Source organism: Streptomyces sp. CA-278952 (assembly GCF_028747205.1).
Lineage (GTDB): Bacteria > Actinomycetota > Actinomycetes > Streptomycetales > Streptomycetaceae > Streptomyces.
Window position 1 is genome coordinate 6,410,059 of record NZ_CP112880.1, and the last position, 19,971, is coordinate 6,430,029.

The window sequence follows — 19,971 nt, forward strand, 5'->3', positions numbered from 1 at the left end:
TGATCACGCCCCCGCCTTCGTGGTGCCGGCGGCCTGGTCGGTGAGTGGGACGTCGGGTGGGACGTCGAGTTGGCCGGTCTCGTGGAATTCGAGCTGCTTCCTGCGGTCGGCGACGAGCCCTTCGGGGCGGAAGCGCATCAGGAGGATGAGTGCGATGCCGAAGAGGAAGAGCTGGTAGTCCTGCATGAACTGCAGCTTGGCCGGGATGAGGTAGAGCAGTGCGGCGCCGACGAGGGGTCCGCTGAGGGTTCCCATGCCGCCGAGGATGACGGCGGCGAGGAGGAAGGCGGAGTTCGGGGGCACGGAGCCGGCGAACTGGTACTGCTCGGGCGTCACGGTGTAGGAGACGTGGGCCTGGACGGTGCCGGCGAGTCCGGCGAGGGTGGCGCCGAGGGCGAAGGCGAGCAGTTTGAGCCGGAAGGCGTTGATGCCCATGGCGGTGGCCGCGGTCTCGTCCTCGCGGATGGCGACCCAGGCGCGGCCGATGCGGGATTCTCCGGAGCGTCGGAAGACCAGGACGACGACGGCGGTGAAGACGAGCATCAGCAGGTAGTAGTTGGCCGACCTGCCTAGGGTGAATCCGGCGATGTTGTGGCTGACGCCGAAGTCGAAGCCGAAGAGGTTGAGGTCGGGGATGCTGGGGATGCCCTGGGAGCCGTTGGTGAGGTCGGGGCCGCTGACGCCGTTGAGGGCGTTGACGGTGAGCCGGAAGATCTCGCCGAATCCGAGGGTGACGATGGCGAGGTAGTCGCCGCGCAGTCGCAGGGTCGGGGCGCCGATGACGACGCCGAAGACCAGTGAGGCTGCTGCGCCGGTGAGGACGGCGGCCCAGAAGGGGAACTGGACGCCGACGGGGGAGAGCGGGGAGCCGGAGACCAGGGCGGCGGCGTAGGCGCCGACGCCGAGGAAGGCGACGTATCCGAGGTCGAGGAGGCCGGCGAGGCCGACGACGACGTTGAGGCCGAGCGCGACGGTCGCGAAGATGAGGATGTTCGCGCCGATGAGGGCGTACTGCTCGTTCTGCTGGGTGAAGGGGAAGCAGAACGCCGCGATGAGTGCGGCGGCGAGGGTGACGTTGCGGTGCTTGGTGGTGAGCCGGGTGATGCGGGCGATGAGCCCGGCCCGGGTGAGGGCGGTGAAGCCGAACGCGACGCTGATGATGTAGCCGATGAAGAGTTCGGCGTACTCGGTGTCGATGCCGTACGTGAAGACGTGCAGGGCGACGCCGAAGGCTCCGGCGATGATGAGGATCTCGGCCCAGTTGGGGAGGTCCTTGGCGCGCGTGGGAGCGGGGGCCCGGAGGCTGTTGATGAAGCGGTTGAGCGGGGTGGGGCGGGTGGTGTCGTCGAGTTCCTGGTCGGCGGGGAGGCCGAGGGCGGCGACGGTGGTGATGATCGCGCCGGTGAGGGCGACCCAGGCTCCGGGTTCGAGGTTGACGACGCCGCCGAGTTTGACGGTGATGGCGCCGATGGTGAAGCCGGTGGTGCCGAGGACGCCGAGGGCGGCGAGTCGGACGGGGCTGTTGGCGCCGCCCGGGGTGAGCCAGCGAAGTCCCTTGATTCCGTAGCCGGAGAGGGCGAACAGGAGGGTGAGGAGGGCGCCGACGAGGGTGAGGACCTGGAGGCCGCCGGGGTAGCCGGTGACGGTGAGGTCGCCGGGGAATTCGGCGGTCCAGGTCCAGGCGAGGAAGGTGCCGATGAGGGTGATGGCCGCGCCGGCGGTGGTGAGGTGGCGGGCGGCGGGCAGCGCGATGAGGGCGCTGTTGGCGGGTGTGGTCTTGGTGGTCATGGTCATCACGCCCGATCCGCGACGCGTTCGCCGAGCAGGCCCTGGGGGCGTACGAGGAGGACGATGATGAGGAGCGCGAAGGCCCATACGTCCTTCCAGGCGCCGCCGCCGAAGAGTTCCATGCCGGGGACTTCGCTCATGTAGCCGGTGGCGAGGGCTTCGGCGACGCCGAGGACGATGCCGCCGAGCATGGCGCCGTAGATGTTGCCGATGCCGCCGAGTACGGCTGCGGTGAAGGCTTTGAGGCCCATGATGAAGCCCATGCGGAAGCCGATCTGGCCGTTCTTGAGCCCGTAGGCGACGGCGGCGACGGCGGCGAACGCGGCACCGATGGCGAAGGCCATGACGATGATGCGGTCGGTGTTGATGCCCATGAGCTTGGCGGTGTCGGGGTCCTGGGAGGTGGCCTGCATGCCGCGGCCGGCCCGGGTCTTGGAGACGAAGAAGCCGAGGGCGAGCATGCACAGGGGGGCCACGACGAGGACGAAGACGTCGCCGCGCTGGATGGTGGCGCCGAGGATGTCGAAGGCTTCGCCCTCGAACTGGGGGAAGGGGCGGTCCTTCGTGGCGTTGGGGTACCACATCCATACCGCTTGCTGGAGGGCGAGGGAGAGCCCGATGGCGGTGATGAGTGGTGCCAGGCGTGGGCCGCCGCGCAGGGGCCGGTAGGCGAAGCGTTCGGCGGCCATGCTGATGGCGACGGCGGCTATGACTCCGCCGACGATCATGAGGGGTATCGCGGCTATGAGGGAGAATCCGGACGGAAGCCCGAGGTAGACCGTGAGGGCTCCGAAGCCCCCGATCATGAAGATCTCGCCGTGCGCGAAGTTGATGAGCTGGATGATTCCGTAGACCATCGTGTAACCGATCGCGATGAGACCGTACATCGCGCCGAGGATGAGTCCATTGGCCAGCTGTTGCGGCAGTTCGTTCACCGCAGGGCCTCCGTGGAGTGGTTCGGATATGGCACCGCGCGGGAGGGCTCGTAGCGCTCCCGCGCGGTCTGGTTGCTTTGTGTGATGGTGGCGGGGCGGTGGCCCGGCCGATGATTACTCGACGGTGCCGCTGACCTTGGAGACCCACTTGCCGCCGGTGACCTGGTAGGCGGTCATCAGGGTGTTGGTGGTGTCGCCGAATTCGTCGAAGGAGACGGGGCCGGTGACGCCCTCGAACTTGACCTTGTCCATGGCCGCGAGGACCTGGGCGCGGCCGTCGTCCGCGGGGATCTTGCCGTCGTTCTCGGCGGCGACGATCTTGACGGCCTCGATGATGGCCCAGGTGGCGTCGTAGGTGCCGCCGCCGTAGGCCTCGTAGGCGTCCTTGTAGCCGGCCGTCTTGTAGTCGGCGATGAACTTCTTGGCGGACTCCAGCTCCTCGACGGGCTTGCCGACGGAGGTGGCGATGTCGCCTTCGGCCTTCTTGTTGAGCTTGATGAAGTCGGCGCTGTACATGCCGTCGCCGCCCATGAAGGGGATCTTGACGCTGTCCTTGATCTGCTGGCTCAGCGGGGCGCCGGCGGGGTACTCGCCGCCGTAGTAGACGGCCTTGGCCTTGGAGCTCTTGACCTTGGTGGCGACGGAGTTGAAGTCGCGGTCCTCGGGGTTCACGTGGTCGGTGCCGACGATCTTGCCGCCGAGCTCGGTGAACGTCGCCTTGAAGGAGGCGGCGAGACCGGCGCCGTAGGGCTTCTGGTCGTCGATGAGGTAGACGTCCTTGATCTTCGCGGTCTCGAAGAGGTACTTGGCCGCGAAGGCGCCCTGGATCTGGTCCGTGGTGGCGGTGCGGAAGTAGGACGCGTAGGGGCGCTTCTTGTCGCCGGCCTTCCAGCCGTTGCCCTGGGTCAGCTCCGTGCCGGTGTTGGCGGGGGAGACCTGGGTCAGCTTGGCGTCGTTGAGGGGCTTCTGCATCGACTGGGCGACGCCGGAGTTCAGCGGGCCGACGACGCCGAGGACCTCTTTGGTATCGATGAGCTTGACGGCGTTCTGCTGGCCGACGGAGGGCTGGGCCTGGTCGTCGAGCGCCTCCAGCTTGAAGGTGACGCCGGGGACGGTCTTTTCCTTGTTCGCCGTCTTGACGGCGAGGTCGGCGGAGTTCTTGATGCCGAGGCCGAGGGCGGACAGGTCGCCGGTGAGCGGGGCGTCGAGGCCGATGACGACCGTCTGGTTGCCTCCGTCGCCGCCGCTGCTCTTGCTGTCGTCGCGCGAACCGCAGGCGGTGAGGGTGAGTGCTCCGGTGGTGAGCACTGCGGTGAGTATGAGCAAAGAACGGTGTCGCACGAAAAGTCCTTTCCCTGGCGCGGCCTCCTCTGCTTGAGGTGCCGTGACGATCGCCGGGCCGTACTGGGTTGGTACAGGGCCGTGCAGCAGACGCGCCCGGCGGCGCGGTGACTGGCGGTGACTCTAAGCGCAGCTGGGGGCCACCGGGACTGGTCGGCGGCGGATGTGACTCTCTTGTTATGCCCTTGAGCAAGGCTTGAGGTTCCTGTGAGGACATGTGGCGGTTTCGCCTGGAGTGCGGAAGGACCACATGGTGAGAACGCGCAGCTCTGCTAAGGGGCTTGGGGTGATCTTGGTGCTGACGCGGTTCGGTGATCGCGGTGGGCGCGGCGAAGTTCCCCGGGTGTCGGTGGCCGGGGTGCGCGGCTGGATTCCGCATTGCCTACGCGTTACGCAGTGTTACATCGGCGTTGGGGTCGGCGGGGCCGCGGGGGCTGATGTGGCTGCTGAGTGGCTCATGGAACGCGCTGTGGCGTCAAGGAAGTTGACCGAGTGTGTTGGCCAACTGTCTGTCTTTGGTGGGGATATGGCACTGCCCGGCCGGATTGCACAGGGTGCGGTTCTGGCCGGGCAGGTGGGTTCGGGCCGTGTGGGGCGGGGGTTGGTGGGTGGTGGGGGTCAGTCCGCTTCGGGGCGGGGGGCGTCGCGGAGGAGGCAGGTGAGGCGTGCGGTGCAGACCCGCTTGTCCTGTTCGTCGGTGATGACGATCTCGTACGTGGCGGTGGAGCGTCCCTGGTGTACGGGGGTGGCGACGCCGGTCACGAGGCCGCTGCGGGCGCCCCGGTGGTGGGTGCAGTTGAGGTCGACGCCGACGGCGAGCTTGGTGGCTCCGCCGTGGAGCATGGAGCCGATGGATCCGAGGGTTTCGGCGAGGACGGCGGAGGCGCCGCCGTGCAGGAGTCCGTAGGGCTGGGTGTTGCCCTCGACGGGCATGGTGCCGACGACGCGGTCGGCGGAGGCCTCGACGATGGTGACGCCCATGCGCTCGCCGAGGTGGCCGGCGGAGAAGAGGGCGGGCAGGTCGACGCCGAGTGCCGCGTACTCGTCGATGACTTCCTGCGGGAAGAGGGGGGTGGTGTGCTCGCCCATGGGTCCGGCTCCGTTTCGGTGCGCTCGTTCGTTGCTGTCTGCACTGTTCCTATCAGACGGCTGAGCGGACGCTTAGGGGGTGGCGGTTTCTCCACCGGTCCGGGTGTTCTCGAAGCGGACGACGACCGATTTGCTGGCGGGGGTGTTGCTGGTGTCGGCCGTGGAGTCGAGGGGGACCAGGACGTTGGTCTCCGGGTAGTAGGCGGCGGCGCAGCCCCGGGCGGTGGGGTAGTGGACGACGCGGAAGCCGTCCGCGCGGCGCTCGACGCCGTCCTTCCACTCGCTGACGAGGTCGGTGTACGCGCCGTCGGCGAGGCCGAGGGCGGCGGCGTCCTCGGGGTTGACCATGACGATGCGGCGGCCGCCCTTGATGCCCCGGTAGCGGTCGTCGAGGCCGTAGATGGTGGTGTTGTACTGGTCGTGGGAGCGCAGTGTCTGCAACAGCAGCCTGCCGTCGGGGAGTTCGGGGTACTCGACGGGGGCGGCGGTGAAGTTGGCGCGGCCGGTGGCGGTGGGGAAGCGGCGCTCGTCGCGGGGGGCGTGGGGGAGGGTGAAGCCGCCGGGACGGGCGACGCGGGCGTTGAAGTCCTCGAAGCCGGGGACGACGCGGGAGATGCGGTCGCGGATGGTGGCGTAGTCCCGCTCGAAGGCCTCCCAGTCGGTGCGGGAGCCGGCGCCGAGGACGGCGCGGGCGAGGCGGGCGACGATGGCCGGTTCGGAGAGCAGGTGGGGGCTGGCGGGGGCCAGGTTGCCGCGTGAGGCGTGGACCATGCCCATGGAGTCCTCGACGGTGACGAACTGCTTGCCGCTCGCCTGGACGTCCTTGTCGGTGCGGCCGAGCGTGGGCAGGATCAGGGCGCGGGTCCCGGTCACGGCGTGGGAGCGGTTGAGCTTGGTGGAGACGTGGACGGTGAGGCGGGCGCGGCGCATCGCGGCCTCGGTGACGGCGGTGTCGGGCGTGGCCGCGACGAAGTTGCCGCCCATCGCGAAGAAGACCTTCGCCTCGCCGTCGCGCAGGGCCTGGATGGAGCGCACCACGTCCAGGCCGTGGTGACGCGGCGAGGTGATGCCGAACTCCTTGTCGAGGGCGTCGAGGAAGGCCGGTGCGGGCCGTTCGAAGATGCCCATGGTGCGGTCGCCCTGGACGTTGGAGTGGCCGCGCACTGGGCAGACTCCGGCGCCGGGACGGCCGATGTTTCCGCGCAGGAGAAGGAAGTTGACGACTTCGCGGATGGTGGGCACGGAGTGTTTGTGCTGGGTGAGGCCCATCGCCCAGCAGACGATGGTGCGCTGGGAGGCGAGGACGAGGGCGAGGGCCTGCTCGATCTCGGTGCGGGTGAGGCCGGTCGCGGTGAGGGTCTCGTCCCAGTCGGCCGCTTCGGCGGCTTTGGTGAACTCCTCGTAGCCGTGGGTGTGTTCGGTGACGAACGCGGTGTCGACGGCGCCGTCGGCGGCGAGGATCAGCTTGTTGAGGAGGCGGAAGAGGGCCTGGTCGCCGCCGATGCGGATCTGGAGGAAGAGGTCGTTGAGGGCGGTGCCCTTGATCATGCCCTGCGGCGTCTGGGGGTTCTTGAACCGCTCCATGCCGGCTTCGGGCAGCGGGTTCACCGAGATGATCTTCGCCCCGGCGGTCTTCGCCTTCTCCAGGGCGGACAGCATCCGGGGGTGGTTGGTGCCGGGGTTCTGCCCGGCGACGATGATCAGGTCGGCCTGGTGGAGGTCCTCCAGGGAGACGCTGCCCTTGCCGACGCCGATGGTCTCGGTGAGCGCCGAGCCGGACGACTCGTGGCACATGTTGGAGCAGTCGGGGAGGTTGTTGGTGCCGAACTCGCGGGCGAAGAGCTGGAGCAGGAACGCGGCCTCGTTGCTCGTGCGGCCGGAGGTGTAGAAGAGCGCTTCGTCGGGGGAGTCGAGGGCGGTCAGCTCCTCGGCGATGATCGCGAAGGCCCGCTCCCAGGTGACCGCCTCGTACCGGTCGGCGCCTTCGGGGAGGTACACCGGCTGGGTGATCCGGCCCTGCTGGCCGAGCCAGTAGCCGCTGCGTCCGGCGAGGTCGGCCAGCGGGTGGGCGGCGAAGAAGTCGGGGGTGACGCGGCGCAGGGTCGCCTCCTCGGCGACTGCCTTGGCACCGTTCTCGCAGAATTCGGCGGTGTGCCGTTTGTCGCCCTCGGGCCAGGCGCAGCCGGGGCAGTCGAAGCCGTCCTTCTGGTTGACCTTGAGGAGGGTCTGCGCGGTGCGGCGCACGCCCATCTGCTGCTGGGCGATGCGCAGGGAGTGGGCGACGGCGGGCAGGCCCGCGGCGGCGTGCGGGGCCGGCTCGACCTGCGGGGCGTCCTGGACCGGGTCACCGGTCGGCGGCTTGGTGGCCATGATGCTGCTCCCCTTCGAGCGCTTCTTCCACGTGTCTGTGTCCTCACAGTCGATCCTGTCACGGCCCCGTGGATGTCGTGCCGGTCCGGATTGTCAGTGGGCCGTGGCAGGATCGGGGGCGTGGCTGAGACGGCATCGAAGAAGACGGCAGACAACCGACCGCGCCTGCTCCTCATGGACGGGCACTCCCTGGCGTACCGGGCGTTCTTCGCCCTGCCCGCGGAGAATTTCACGACGGCGGTGGGGCAGCCGACGAATGCCGTGTACGGCTTCATGTCGATGCTGGCGAACACCCTGCGTGATGAGGCGCCGACGCACTTCGCGGTGGCGTTCGACGTGTCCCGCAAGACCTGGCGCGCGCAGGAGTTCCCGGAGTACAAGGCGAACCGCTCCAAGACCCCCGACGAGTTCAAGGGGCAGGTCGAGCTGATCGGCGAGCTGCTGGACGCGATGCACGCGGACCGGTTCGCGGTGGACGGTTTCGAGGCGGACGACGTCATCGCGACGCTGGCGACCCAGGCCGAGGCGGCCGGGTTCGAGGTGCTGATCGTCACCGGTGACCGGGACTCCTTCCAGCTGATCACGGAGAACGTGACCGTGCTGTACCCCACCAAGGGGGTCTCCGAGCTGACCCGGTTCACCCCGGAGAAGGTCGTCGAGAAGTACGGGCTCACCCCGCGCCAGTATCCGGACTTCGCCGCCCTGCGCGGCGACCCGTCGGACAACCTCCCCGGCATTCCCGGGGTGGGGGAGAAGACGGCCGCGAAGTGGATCAACCAGTTCGGTTCCTTCGCCGAGCTGGTCGAGCGGGCCGATGAGGTCAAGGGCAAGGCCGGGCAGAATTTCCGCGACCACCTGGACGCGGTGAAGATGAACCGGGTACTGACCGAGATGGTCCGTGACGTGGAGCTGCCGAAGGCCCCGGCCGAGCTGGAGCGCGCCCCGTACGACCGCACGGCGGTCACCGGTGTCCTGGACATACTGGAGATCCGCAACCCGAGCCTGCGCGAGCGCCTCCTCGCCGTCGACCCCGGGGCGGCGGAGGCCGAGCCGCCCGCGCCCGCCGCCGGTATCGAGCTGGACGGGACCGTGCTCGGCTCCGGCGAGGTCGCCCCCTGGCTGGAGGCGCACGGCGCGCAGCCGCTCGGCGTCATGACGGTGGACACCTGGTCGCTGGGCGCCGGCACGGTCACGGAGATCGCGCTCGCCGCCGCCGACGGGACCGCCGCCTGGCTGGACCCCACCCAGCTGGAGGAGGCCGACGAGCAGGCGTTCGCCGCCTGGGTCTCGGACCCGGCGCGGCCGAAGGTCCTGCACAACGCGAAGAACGTGATGCGGGTCCTCCCCGAGCACGGCTGGCGGCTCGAAGGCGTCGCGATGGACACCGCGCTCGCCGCGTATCTGGTGAAGCCGGGCCGTCGCTCCTTCGCCCTGGACGCGCTGGCCGTGGAGTATCTGGGCCGGGAGCTGGCCCCGGCCGCCGCCTCCGACGGGCAGCTGGCCTTCGGCGCGGACGACCGGGCCGAGGCGGACGCCCTGATGGCGCAGGCCCGCGCCGTGCTCGACCTGGGCGACGCGTTCACCACCCGCCTCAAGGAGGTGGGCGCGGCGGAGCTGCTGCACGACATGGAGCTGCCGACGTCGATCCTCCTGGCCCGTCTGGAGCGGCACGGGATCGCCGCGGACCGGGCCCATCTGGAGAGGTTGGAGCAGCAGTTCGCCGGGACCGTGCAGCAGGCGATCAAGGAGGCGCACGCGGCGGTGGGCCGTGAGTTCAACCTCGGATCGCCCAAGCAGCTCCAGGAGATCCTCTTCGGTGAGCTGGGCCTGCCGAAGACGAAGAAGACCAAGACGGGGTACACGACGGACGCGGACGCGCTGGCCTGGCTGGCCGCGCAGACCGAGCACGAGCTGCCGGTCCTCATGCTGCGCCACCGCGATCAGGCCAGGCTGCGGGTCACCGTCGAGGGCCTGATCAAGACGATCGCCGCCGACGGCCGGATCCACACCACGTTCAACCAGACGGTGGCGGCGACCGGCCGGCTCTCCTCCACCGAGCCCAACCTGCAGAACATCCCCGTCCGCACGGACGAGGGCCGGGCGATCCGCCGGGGCTTCGTCGTCGGCGAGGGCTTCGAGACGCTGATGACGGCGGACTACAGCCAGATCGAGCTGCGGGTGATGGCGCACCTCTCCGAGGACGCCGGTCTGCTCGAGGCGTTCGCCTCGGGCGAGGACCTGCACACCACGGTCGCCTCGCAGGTCTTCGGCGTCGAGAAGGACGCGGTCGACGCGGAGATGCGCCGCAAGATCAAGGCCATGTCCTACGGCCTGGCGTACGGTCTCTCCGCGTTCGGCCTCTCCCAGCAGCTGAACATCGACCCCGCCGAGGCCCGGGTGCTGATGGACACCTACTTCGAGCGGTTCGGCGGGGTACGGGACTATCTCCACCGGGTCGTCGAGGAGGCCAGGGCCACCGGGTACACCGAGACGATCCTCGGCCGGCGCCGCTATCTCCCCGACCTGAACAGCGACAACCGCCAGCGCCGCGAGGCCGCCGAGCGGATGGCGCTCAACGCCCCGATCCAGGGCACCGCCGCGGACATCGTGAAGGTGGCGATGCTGCGGGTGGACAAGGCGCTCACCGAAGCCGGGCTGACCTCGCGGATGCTGCTCCAGGTGCACGACGAAATCGTCCTGGAGATCGCGAAGGGCGAGGGGAAGCGGGTCGAGGAGATCCTGCGCCACGAGATGGCCCACGCGGTCGAGCTGCGCGCCCCGCTCGACGTGTCGGTCGGCGTCGGCAAGGACTGGGAGTCGGCCGCGCACTGAACCACCCGGCAGAGGCCGGGCCCGGACCGCGTCACGGCTCCGGGCCCGGCCCTTCTGCTCGTCGCTAGCTCCGGCCGGCCGGCGCTCCCGTACGGGACCTCTCCGCTGCCGGCGACCGCTCCGGGCCCTTCGTCCCCCGCCGCCTGCCCGGCAGCCGCATCCACACCCCGTACAGCAGCAGCCCGGCCGCCAGCCCGGCACCCGCGCCGAAGCAGGCCGTGGGGATGATGTCGAGCGGGCTCTCCACCCGGCCGAAGCGGGCGTACCAGCGGACGCACCGGTGGACGGCGCCGAGCAGCACGCACAGGCCCAGCAGGCCGATAGCGCCCCACCTCTCCCGGCGGCCGAGCACCGGCACCTCATCGGGCGCGGGGACCTTCGGCGTCCGCCGGAGCCCGGTGACGGCGAACCAGCCGATGACCACGAGGGCCAGGGCCGAACTGCCGTACTGGACGGACTGGAACACCGGGAAACCGCCGAAGCTGCGGCTGAGCACCGGCACCAGCTCCGTCCCCCACCGGCTGTGGTGGGTGAACGCGTCCCACACCACATGCGTGGCCGCCCCCAGCGCACCGGAGACGGCGAACCAGAGCCAGGCGGAAGGACCGAAGGAGACGCGCGTCCACCGCTGCCCCCGGACGAAGGCGTGGACGCGGCCCCGTACGCGTACCGGCAACAGCGCCGCCAACGGCTCCCGCAGCAGGACCCACACCGCCACCAGCGCCGCCGCGATGACCACGTTCACCGTGACGACCCCGAGGAAGGTGTGCGTGAACGACCCGAACGCCATCGCCCCGGGGATCACCGTGTCCGCGAAGTAGGTGATGTCGGGCGCGAACGAACCGGCGACGAGAGCGGAGGGGAACAGCGGCCACCGGGCCGTCCCGTCCCGGCGGATCGCCGGGAGCACGGCGGCGGCATGACTGAGCGTGAACGGCATGGCGGCCAGTATGCGGGACCGTTCGGGCACCCTTCCGTGGCCCGCAGGACAACATGCGCCCGCGAACGTGAAAAAACAGTAAGAAGCGGTCAGAGCCCGGTGCTCGGCCGACACAAGTTGCCGTAGGGTCGCTGGAGTCCTCGCGCTGGGGAGCGCGAGCAGCCTTCGAGGGGGAGGGACCGGAACGTATGGCAGCGCACATTCGCCGACGTCTGCGCAAGGGGGCCACGACCACCGCGGTGGCGGCGGCCGCCGTGGCGGCACTCGCGGCCTCGCAGGCGCCCGCAGCGACCCTGGCCGACGGACCCGTCGGCGGCGGTGACCCGAAGGCGGCCGGTGAGGACACCGCGAGCACCGAGGACGACGGCGCCGCGACCGGCAACTCGCCCTACTACACCGACCTTCCGCCCCTGGTCACGCCCAACAAGCCCGGAGCCTCCAGCAACCTGCCGGCGACCGGGAGTGCGGAAGCGGGCATTCCGGCTTCGGTCCTGGCCGCGTACAAGCAGGCCGAGCAGACCGTCAGGACGACCGACCCCGCCTGCCGGCTGCCCTGGCAACTCCTCGCGGCGATCGGCAAGGTCGAGTCCGGCCAGGCGCGCGGCGGACGCGTCGACGCCAACGGCACCGCCAGCCCCCCGATCCTCGGCCCGGCCCTCAACGGCCAGGGCTTCGCCCTGATCAAGGACACCGACGGCGGCGCGTACGACAGCGACGCGGTCCACGACCGCGCGGTCGGCCCGATGCAGTTCATCCCGTCGACCTGGGCCGCCTGGGGCCAGGACGCCAACAGCGACGGCCGCAAGGACCCCAACAACATCTTCGACGCGGCGCTCGCCGCCGGCCGCTACCTCTGCGCCAACGACCGGGATCTGGCCATCGCCGCCGACCTCGACAAGGCCGTGCTGAGCTACAACCGGTCGAACGAGTACCTGCGCACGGTCCGCTCCTGGTTCTCCTACTACCAGCGCGGTACGCACGAGATCCCCGACGGCACCGGAACGCTGCCCACCACTCCGAGCACCCCCTCCCCGAACCCGGGCCCGAGCACCCGTCCCGGTCCGAGCGCCACCCCGAGCCCGAAACCCTCCCCGGACAAGCCGGGCGGGAAGCCCAGCCCGGGCCCCTCGAAGCCCGGCGACGGCTCCACCAGCCCGACGCCCAAGCCGCCGAAGCCGCCCACCTCCAAGCCGACGCCGGCCGAGACCTTCGGCTCCCTGGAGAACGCCGGCACCGGCCCGCTCCGCGCCACCGCAGGCCAGGCGTTCGACGAGCGGGTCGCCGTCCTCGCCCGCAACGCGCTCGGCGCACCGCTCGGCAAGGTGTCCGTCACGTTCACCGTCACCGGGAACACCGGCACGCTCTTCGCCGGCGGCAAGAAGACCGCCACGGTGCGGACCGGGGCCGACGGCACCGCCACCGCGCCGGAGCTGAGGGCCGGGGAGAAGGCCGGGGAGTTCGCGGTGACCGCCGTCGCGGGCACCGGCAGGCCGCGCACCCTGACCTACGCGGCGACCGTCACCGCCCGCCAGGCCGACGCGATCGCCCGGACCGGCGAGAAGGCGCTCGTCGCCGCACCCGGCGAGAGGTTCGCGGACGCCGTCACCGTCAGGGCCACGTACAAGGACGCGGCGGCGGCCGGAGTGGCCGTCACCGCCACCATGGTCAAGGACCCCCTGGGGCTCTTCGACAACGACAAGGGCCCGTACTTCAAGGACGCGGCCGGCAAGCCGGTGCGCACCCTGACCACCCTGACGACGGACGCCGAGGGCGTGCTCCGGCTCCCGCAGATCTTCGCGGACGACACCGAGGGCACCTTCAAACTGCGCCTCACCACCGAGGGCGGCGCCTCGGTCGTCATCGAACTCACCATCCAGGCCCCGGAGGAGACAGCCCCGGAGGAGACAGCCCCCGAGGAGACAGCCCCCGAGGAGACAGCCCCGGAGGAGGCCGCCCCGGAGGGGACAGCCCCCGAGGAGGCGGCTCCGAAGGAGACGGGAACCCCCGCAGCCTGACCCCGCCGCACCCGCCCCACCGCACAGCCACCGCGCACAGCCCCTCGGTCATCCGGCCGAGGGGCTGTCCGCTGTGTTCTCATCTCGCGCCCCGGTTGCTACGGTGCCCCAGCCCTGACGACCCATCAGGTAGTCGGCGGCCCATCAGGACGCCGTCATCGGATCACCGCCCCGGGAGGCCGAGCATGCGTGCCCTCGTCGCCGCCGCCATCGGACTGGCCGCCGCCCTCGTGCTCGTGTTCACCGTCTCCGCCGTCGGCTCCCCGGCCGGGGAGACCTCGCCGAAACCCCTGCTGACCACCGTCCCGGGACCGAAGAGATAGCCGCCGCAGAGGGAGAGGTCACCACCATGCGCCGCCGAGCCGGTCTCGTACTCCTGGCCTTCGCCGTGTTCTTCGCCGCCCTGTCACCCCTGCTGCGCTGGTACGCCTTCCCGCGCCTGGCCAAGGTCCCGCCCAACCAGTACCAGGAAGTCGTCCTGGAGGCGTCCCCCGCGACCCTCCTCGACTACACCACCCTCAAGGCCAGGAAGGTCGAGAAGGTCACCATCGTCCAGACGCTCAAGGGCAACGTGGAGGAGTCCGAGAAGATCGAACGCAGCGCCGGACGCGACGTCGTCGTCTGGGACGCGCTCTCCTACATCCAGGGCCCCGACGGAAAGATGGTCTCCGAGATCCCCGAGCGCTACATCTTCGACGCCCACAGCCAGGCCCCCGTCAACGCCACCGGCGAGATGGTCGACGGCGACCCGGTCCGGCGCGAGGGCATCGAGTACAAGTGGCCCTTCCTCACCGAGAAGAGGGACTACGAGTACTTCGACGCCCAGAGCCGCACCACCGCCCCCATCCACTACAGGGGCACCCGGACCTTCCGCGGTCTGGAGGTGTACTACTTCGAGCAGACCATCTCGTGGACCAAGGTCCCGATGCCCAAGAAGATGCCCATCAAGGGCATCACCGCCGAACAGATCGCACAGACCGGCATGACCCGCTGGTACACGACGAAGCGCATGTTCTGGGTCGACCCCGTCACCGGAGCCCCCGTCAACGGCGAGGAGATTCACACGGAGGAGCTGCGCGACGCCAAGAAGATGGGCATGTCCGAGGACACCGTCACCGCGTTCTCCGGCCATGTGAAGATGCGCGAGGACTACATCGCGGACACCGTCGACCTGGTGAAGTCCCAGCGCGTCCTGGTCCTCCTCCTCACCTCGTACCTGCCCTGGGGCTTCCTCGGCCTCGGCATCGGACTGCTCGCGCTCGCTCTCTGGCTGGAGGCGCGCTCCCGGCAGGCGGAGAGCCCTACGACCGCTTGAGCCGGGCCGAGGTGAACCGCGTCGCCGGTACGGTCGCGGGGTCCTCCGGCCACGGATGCTTCGGGTAGCGGCCGCGCAGCTCCGCACGGACCGCCTTGTAGCCCTCCCGCCAGAACGACGCCAGGTCCGCGGTGACGGCCGCGGGCCGCCCGGCGGGGGAGAGCAGGTGCACCAGGACCGGCACCCCGGCCACCCGGGGCGTCTCGCCCAGCCCGAACAACTCCTGGAGCTTCACCGCCAGGACGGGCTGATCGCCGCCGTACTCGACCCTGATACGGGAGCCGCTCGGCACCTCGATCCGCTCCGGCGCCAGCTCGTCCAGCCGGGCGGCCTCCCCGGTCGCCCAGGGCAGCAGCCGCCGCAACGCCTGGCCCGCGTCGATCCGGCCCAGGTCCGAGCGGTGCCGGGCCCGCGACAGCTCCGGCTCCAGCCACGCCCCGGTCCGGGCGAGCAGCGCCTCGTCCGACACGTCCGGCCACGGCGCACCCAGCACCCGGTGCAGGAACGCCAGGCGCAGCCGGAACTGCTCGCTGTCCCGGGTCCACCGCAGCAGCCCGAGCCCCTCCCGCCGCAGTCCCTCGACCAGGGCCCCGCGCACCAGCTCCGGATCGGGCCGGCGCAGCGGGCGTACCGCCAGCTCCACCGCCCCCAACCGGTCCACCGACCGGGCCACCACCTCGCCGTCCACCCACCTGACCTCCTCGCCCCGCACCCGCAGATGCCCGGCGGCCAGCAGCGCGGTGGGCTCGTCGACCACCACCGCCAGCCGCACCCGCGCCGACGCAGCATGCGAGGGCCGGTCCGCGACCGCCACGGCCAGCCAGGGCGCACTGCGCAGCCGTGAGGTGTCCCGCAGCTCCGCGCCCGTGCCCGACGCCATCAGGAAGGCCCCGTCGCCCCGGGCCCGCGCCACCCGCTCCGGGAACGCCAGCGCGGCGACGAGACCGACGACGGCGTCGTCGCCCCGGGCCCCGCCGGAGCCGGCGCCTTCCACCTGGCCCGACAGCCGGCGCACCTCCTGCTTCCAGCGCCCCGCGTATCCGTCCTGGCCCCGACGGGCGGTCCGCAGCGCCGCCGCGAGATCGTCCCCGTACTCCCTCGGCGGCTCCTCGCTCAGCAGCGCCACCACCTCCGCGGCCCGCCGCGCCCCCGCCTCCCGGGCGCCGTCCAGCAGGGCCCGCGCCAGCCGGGGGTGCAGCCCGAGCCGGGACATCCGGGTGCCGCGCTCGGTGACCCGGCCCTCGCCGTCCACCGCGCCGATCGCCTCCAGCACCTCTCGGGCGGCGCCCATCGCCCCGGCGGGCGGCGGGTCCAGCAGCGCGAGCGAGGAGGCGTCCGGATCGCCCCAGCACGCCGCCTGGAGCGCGAAGGCGGCCAGGTCGGCGACCTTGATCTCGGGCGAGGGGAAGCGCGCGAGCCGCCCGTCCTCGGCCTGGTCCCAGCACCGGTACACCGCCCCCGGAGCCTCCCGCCCCGCCCGCCCGGCACGCTGCCGCCCGGCCGCCCGGGAGGCCCGTACGGTGCTCAGGGCGCCCAGCCCCCGGGCATGGTCGGTGCGGGGTTCCCGGGCGAGACCCGAGTCGACGACGATCCGCACCCCCGGCACCGTCAGTGACGACTCCGCCACCGAGGTGGCCAGGACCACCCGCCGCCTTCCGGACGACCCGGCGAGCACCGCGTCCTGCACGGCGGCCGGAGCCCGCCCGTGCACCTGGAGCACCTCCGCGTCCACGCCCGCGAGCTGCCCGGCCACCCGCCCGATCTCCCCGACGCCGGGCAGGAAGCAGAGCACGTCCCCCTCCCGCTCGGCGAGCGCCCGCCGCACGGTCGCCGCCACGTGCGTCAGCAGCGCGGGGTCGACGCGCATCCCGTGCGGCGGTTTCACCGGACGGGCGGGCGGCGCCCAGAGGACCTCCACCGGATACGAGACGCCCTCCGCCTCGATCACCGGGGCGTCGCCGAGCAGCCGCGCCCAGCCCTCCGCGTCCGTCGTCGCGGACGCCGCCACCAGCCGCAGATCGGGCCGGATCGCCTCCCGTACGTCCAGGAGGAACGCGGCGACCGTGTCGGCGTCCAGGTGCCGCTCGTGGCACTCGTCGATGATCACCACGTCGACCCCGGCCAGCTCCTGGTCCCGCTGGAGCCGCTGGAGCAGCACCCCGGTGGTCACCACCTCCACCACCGTGTCCCGCCCCACCACACGCTCGCCGCGCACCGTGAAGCCGACCCGCTCGCCCGGCCGCTCGCCCAGCAGCCAGGCCATCCGCCGCGCCGCGGCCCGCGCGGCGATCCGGCGCGGCTCGGCGACCACGACCCGGCGCACCGGGCCCTGGCCGGTCAGCCCGGCCAGCACCAGCGGGACGAGCGTCGTCTTGCCGGTGCCGGGCGGGGCGCACAGGACGGCGACGCCCCGGTCGTCGAGCGCGCGCCGCAGGGCGGGCACGGCAATGCTGACGGGCAGTCGGTCCAGGGCTTCGGTGCGGATCACGCCCCCAGTGTCGTACGGGAGCCTCCCCAGGGGTGCCGCGCACCCCGGCCGGTCAGCGGATCAGCCCCGCTCGCAGACGAAGATCGCCGTGCCCGGGATCAGGTTGCCGCGCAGCGGGGACCAGCCGCCCCACTCCTGGCTGTTCCAGGCCGGCCATTCCGGTTCGACCAGGTCGACCAGCCGGAAGCCGCCCGCCACCACGTCCCGGACCCGGTCGCCCAGCGTGCGGTGGTGTTCCACATAGACGGCGTCGCCGCCCTCGTCCTGCTCCACGTAGGGGACGCGGTCGAAGTAGGAGGCGGCGACGGACAGCCCCTCGGGCCCGGGTTCGTCCGGGAAAGCCCAGCGGATCGGGTGCGTCACGGAGAACACCCAGCGCCCGCCGGGCCGCAGTACCCGGTGGACCTCGCGGAAGACCCGCACGGGGTCGGCGACGAACGGCACCGCCCCGTACGCGGAGCAGGCCAGGTCGAAGGCCCCGTCCCGGAACGGGAGCCGGCCCGCGTCGGCCTCGACCAGGGGCACGTCCCCGCCGATCCGCAGGGCGTGCTGGAGCTGGCGGTGGGAGAGGTCGAGCGCGACCGGGCGGGCGCCCTGCCCGGCCAGCCAGCGCGAGCACTGGGCGGCCCCGGCGCCGATCTCCAGGACGTCGAGGCCCTTGAGGGAGCCGGCGGGCCCCAGCAGGGCGGCGTCCGCCTCGTCCAGCCCTTCGGGACCCCAGACGAAGCGGTCGTCCCCCAGGAAACCGCCGTGGTCGCTCTGGTAGTCGTCGGCGTTCCGGTCCCACCAGCCGCGGCTGGCCCGGCTGCTCTCCGTCTCGTCCGCCGCACGGCGTGTGGCTTCCGGCTCCGGGGGCTGTGCGGGTTCCGCGGAGCGGGTCCCGTGGATCTCTTGGCTCATCGTGCCCGTCGTTGTAGTTTGCCTTCACCCGCCGCGCGCGGTACGTACCAGGGGGCGTACCCCAGGGGTACGGACGCGCGTCCGCGGCGCCGTGCCGTAGCGTTCTCGGGCCGATGTGGCCTCGGGGAACACGAGTTGCGCCGGAATTGGGGCGATGTGCCCCGGGTGTGCGCCTTCGCGCATTGACCCTGTCCGGCTGCCCCCGTATGCTACAAGTTGCGCTGCGAGCCTGCGCGCCTCAGACCTAGCAGGCCGCGCTCGCGTCTGTTGCATGTCCCCTCGGTTGTCGAGAGCGTCTCTCCGGAAACGGATTGCGTGCTTTCCAGGCTGTCCGGCTTCTGCAGAGGCGATACGGGCTTTCGGCGTAGCAGTACCTACGACTCTCTGTCCGTACCGGAGCCCTTTCCCACATGACGAGCAGCACCGAGACCACCACCACGCCGCAGGTTGCGGTCAACGACATCGGCGACGCGGACGCGTTCCTCGCGGCGATCGACGAGACGATCAAGTACTTCAACGACGGCGACATCGTTGATGGCGTCATCGTCAAGGTTGACCGGGACGAGGTCCTCCTCGACATCGGTTACAAGACCGAAGGTGTCATCCCGAGCCGCGAGCTCTCGATCAAGCACGACGTCGACCCGAACGAGGTCGTCAAGGTCGGCGACGAGATCGAGGCCCTGGTTCTCCAGAAGGAGGACAAGGAAGGCCGCCTGATTCTCTCGAAGAAGCGCGCTCAGTACGAGCGTGCTTGGGGCACCATCGAGAAGATCAAGGAAGAGGACGGCATCGTCACCGGTACCGTCATCGAGGTGGTCAAGGGTGGTCTCATCCTCGACATCGGCCTCCGTGGCTTCCTGCCGGCGTCGCTCGTCGAGATGCGTCGCGTCCGCGACCTCCAGCCCTACGTGGGCAAGGAGCTCGAGGCCAAGATCATCGAGCTGGACAAGAACCGCAACAACGTGGTCCTGTCCCGCCGTGCCTGGCTCGAGCAGACCCAGTCCGAGGTTCGCCAGACCTTCCTCACGACCCTGCAGAAGGGTCAGGTCCGCTCCGGCGTCGTCTCCTCGATCGTCAACTTCGGTGCCTTCGTGGACCTGGGTGGCGTCGACGGTCTCGTGCACGTCTCCGAGCTGTCCTGGAAGCACATCGACCACCCCTCCGAGGTTGTCGAGGTCGGCCAGGAAGTCACCGTCGAGGTTCTCGACGTCGACATGGACCGCGAGCGCGTCTCCCTGTCGCTCAAGGCGACGCAGGAAGACCCGTGGCAGCAGTTCGCCCGGACGCACCAGATCGGTCAGGTCGTCCCGGGTAAGGTCACCAAGCTCGTTCCCTTCGGTGCGTTCGTCCGCGTCGACGAGGGCATCGAGGGCCTGGTCCACATCTCCGAGCTGGCCGAGCGCCACGTGGAGATCCCGGAGCAGGTCGTCCAGGTCAACGACGAGATCTTCGTCAAGGTCATCGACATCGACCTCGAGCGTCGTCGCATCAGCCTCTCGCTGAAGCAGGCCAACGAGTCCTTCGGTGGCGACCCGGCCTCGGTCGAGTTCGACCCGACGCTGTACGGCATGGCCGCGTCGTACGACGACCAGGGCAACTACATCTACCCCGAGGGCTTCGACCCCGAGACCAACGACTGGCTCGAGGGCTTCGAGGCGCAGCGCGAGGTCTGGGAGACCCAGTACGCCGAGGCGCAGACGCGCTTCGAGCAGCACCAGGCCCAGGTCATCAAGTCCCGCGAGGCCGACGAGGCTGCTGCGGCCGAGGGCGCTGCTGCCCCGGCCGGCGCTGCTCCGGCCGCCTCCGGTGGCAGCGGTGGCGGTGGCGGCGGCGGCTCCTACTCCTCGGAGTCGGCGGACAACTCCGGCGCCCTGGCGTCGGACGAGGCCCTTGCCGCGCTGCGCGAGAAGCTCGCGGGCGGCCAGAGCTGACGCTCTGACCCCGGCGGCTCATCGGCT

13 protein-coding genes are annotated in these 19,971 nt (G+C 70.9%); 5 read left to right on the forward strand and 8 right to left on the reverse strand.

All coding sequences use genetic code 11. The features are described from left to right. Positions 1-3: 3 nt before the first annotated feature. From N7925_RS28355 to N7925_RS28375, 5 genes are all read right to left on the reverse strand, one after another. Positions 4-1,788 carry a branched-chain amino acid ABC transporter permease gene (locus tag N7925_RS28355; RefSeq protein ID WP_265604032.1) on the reverse strand — a complete coding sequence of 595 codons (1,785 nt, stop codon included), beginning with the start codon at positions 1,786-1,788 and terminating at the stop codon, positions 4-6. A 5-nt stretch (positions 1,789-1,793) separates the two neighbouring features. Beyond that, on the reverse strand, positions 1,794-2,723 hold the full coding sequence (locus N7925_RS28360) for a branched-chain amino acid ABC transporter permease (protein WP_265602243.1): 930 nt from the start codon (positions 2,721-2,723) through the stop codon (positions 1,794-1,796). Between the two features lie 114 nt (positions 2,724-2,837). Beyond that, positions 2,838-4,049, reverse strand: coding sequence for a branched-chain amino acid ABC transporter substrate-binding protein (locus N7925_RS28365; RefSeq protein ID WP_265604033.1), 1,212 nt, complete (start codon positions 4,047-4,049; stop codon positions 2,838-2,840). Between the two features lie 633 nt (positions 4,050-4,682). Beyond that, the gene (locus tag N7925_RS28370) at positions 4,683-5,153 is read right to left on the reverse strand and encodes a PaaI family thioesterase (RefSeq protein WP_265602244.1); all 471 of its coding nucleotides are present in this window, start codon (positions 5,151-5,153) and stop codon (positions 4,683-4,685) included. A gap of 72 nt (positions 5,154-5,225) precedes the next feature. Further along, complete coding sequence (locus tag N7925_RS28375) at positions 5,226-7,523, reverse strand: FdhF/YdeP family oxidoreductase (RefSeq protein ID WP_274345569.1); 2,298 nt, start codon at positions 7,521-7,523, stop codon at positions 5,226-5,228. A 120-nt stretch (positions 7,524-7,643) separates the two neighbouring features. On the opposite strand from N7925_RS28375, the gene polA reads away from it, so the two are divergent. Then, on the forward strand, positions 7,644-10,355 hold the full coding sequence (gene polA, locus N7925_RS28380) for a DNA polymerase I (RefSeq protein WP_265602247.1): 2,712 nt from the start codon (positions 7,644-7,646) through the stop codon (positions 10,353-10,355). 64 nt (positions 10,356-10,419) lie between these two features. On the opposite strand, the gene N7925_RS28385 is transcribed toward polA, so the two are convergent. After that, positions 10,420-11,295, reverse strand: coding sequence for a DUF4184 family protein (locus N7925_RS28385; RefSeq protein ID WP_274345570.1), 876 nt, complete (start codon positions 11,293-11,295; stop codon positions 10,420-10,422). Positions 11,296-11,483: 188 nt separating this feature from the next. Between N7925_RS28385 and N7925_RS28390 the strand changes: the two genes are divergently transcribed. The 3 genes from N7925_RS28390 to N7925_RS28400 all read left to right on the forward strand — a co-directional run bounded on the left by N7925_RS28390 (position 11,484) and on the right by N7925_RS28400 (position 14,625). Further along, positions 11,484-13,310, forward strand: a complete 1,827-nt coding sequence (locus tag N7925_RS28390) for a lytic transglycosylase domain-containing protein (RefSeq protein ID WP_274345571.1) — start codon at positions 11,484-11,486, stop codon at positions 13,308-13,310. 185 nt (positions 13,311-13,495) lie between these two features. Continuing rightward, positions 13,496-13,633 (forward strand): SPW_0924 family protein, encoded by a 138-nt coding sequence (locus tag N7925_RS28395; RefSeq protein WP_107406108.1) that lies wholly within the window; start codon positions 13,496-13,498, stop codon positions 13,631-13,633. 26 nt (positions 13,634-13,659) lie between these two features. Beyond that, positions 13,660-14,625, forward strand: coding sequence for a DUF3068 domain-containing protein (locus N7925_RS28400; protein WP_274345572.1), 966 nt, complete (start codon positions 13,660-13,662; stop codon positions 14,623-14,625). Here the strand turns inward: N7925_RS28400 and hrpB are convergent. Then, a complete protein-coding gene (gene hrpB / locus N7925_RS28405) occupies positions 14,612-17,113 on the reverse strand; it encodes an ATP-dependent helicase HrpB (RefSeq protein WP_274345573.1) in 2,502 nt (833 codons plus the stop codon). The genes N7925_RS28400 and hrpB overlap by 14 nt on opposite strands. Positions 17,114-17,173: 60 nt before the next feature. Beyond that, positions 17,174-18,013, reverse strand: coding sequence for a class I SAM-dependent methyltransferase (locus tag N7925_RS28410; protein ID WP_265602252.1), 840 nt, complete (start codon positions 18,011-18,013; stop codon positions 17,174-17,176). A 410-nt stretch (positions 18,014-18,423) separates the two neighbouring features. On the opposite strand from N7925_RS28410, the gene rpsA reads away from it, so the two are divergent. After that, a complete protein-coding gene (gene rpsA / locus N7925_RS28415; RefSeq protein ID WP_018957589.1) occupies positions 18,424-19,944 on the forward strand; it encodes a 30S ribosomal protein S1 in 1,521 nt (506 codons plus the stop codon). Positions 19,945-19,971 lie beyond the last annotated feature (27 nt).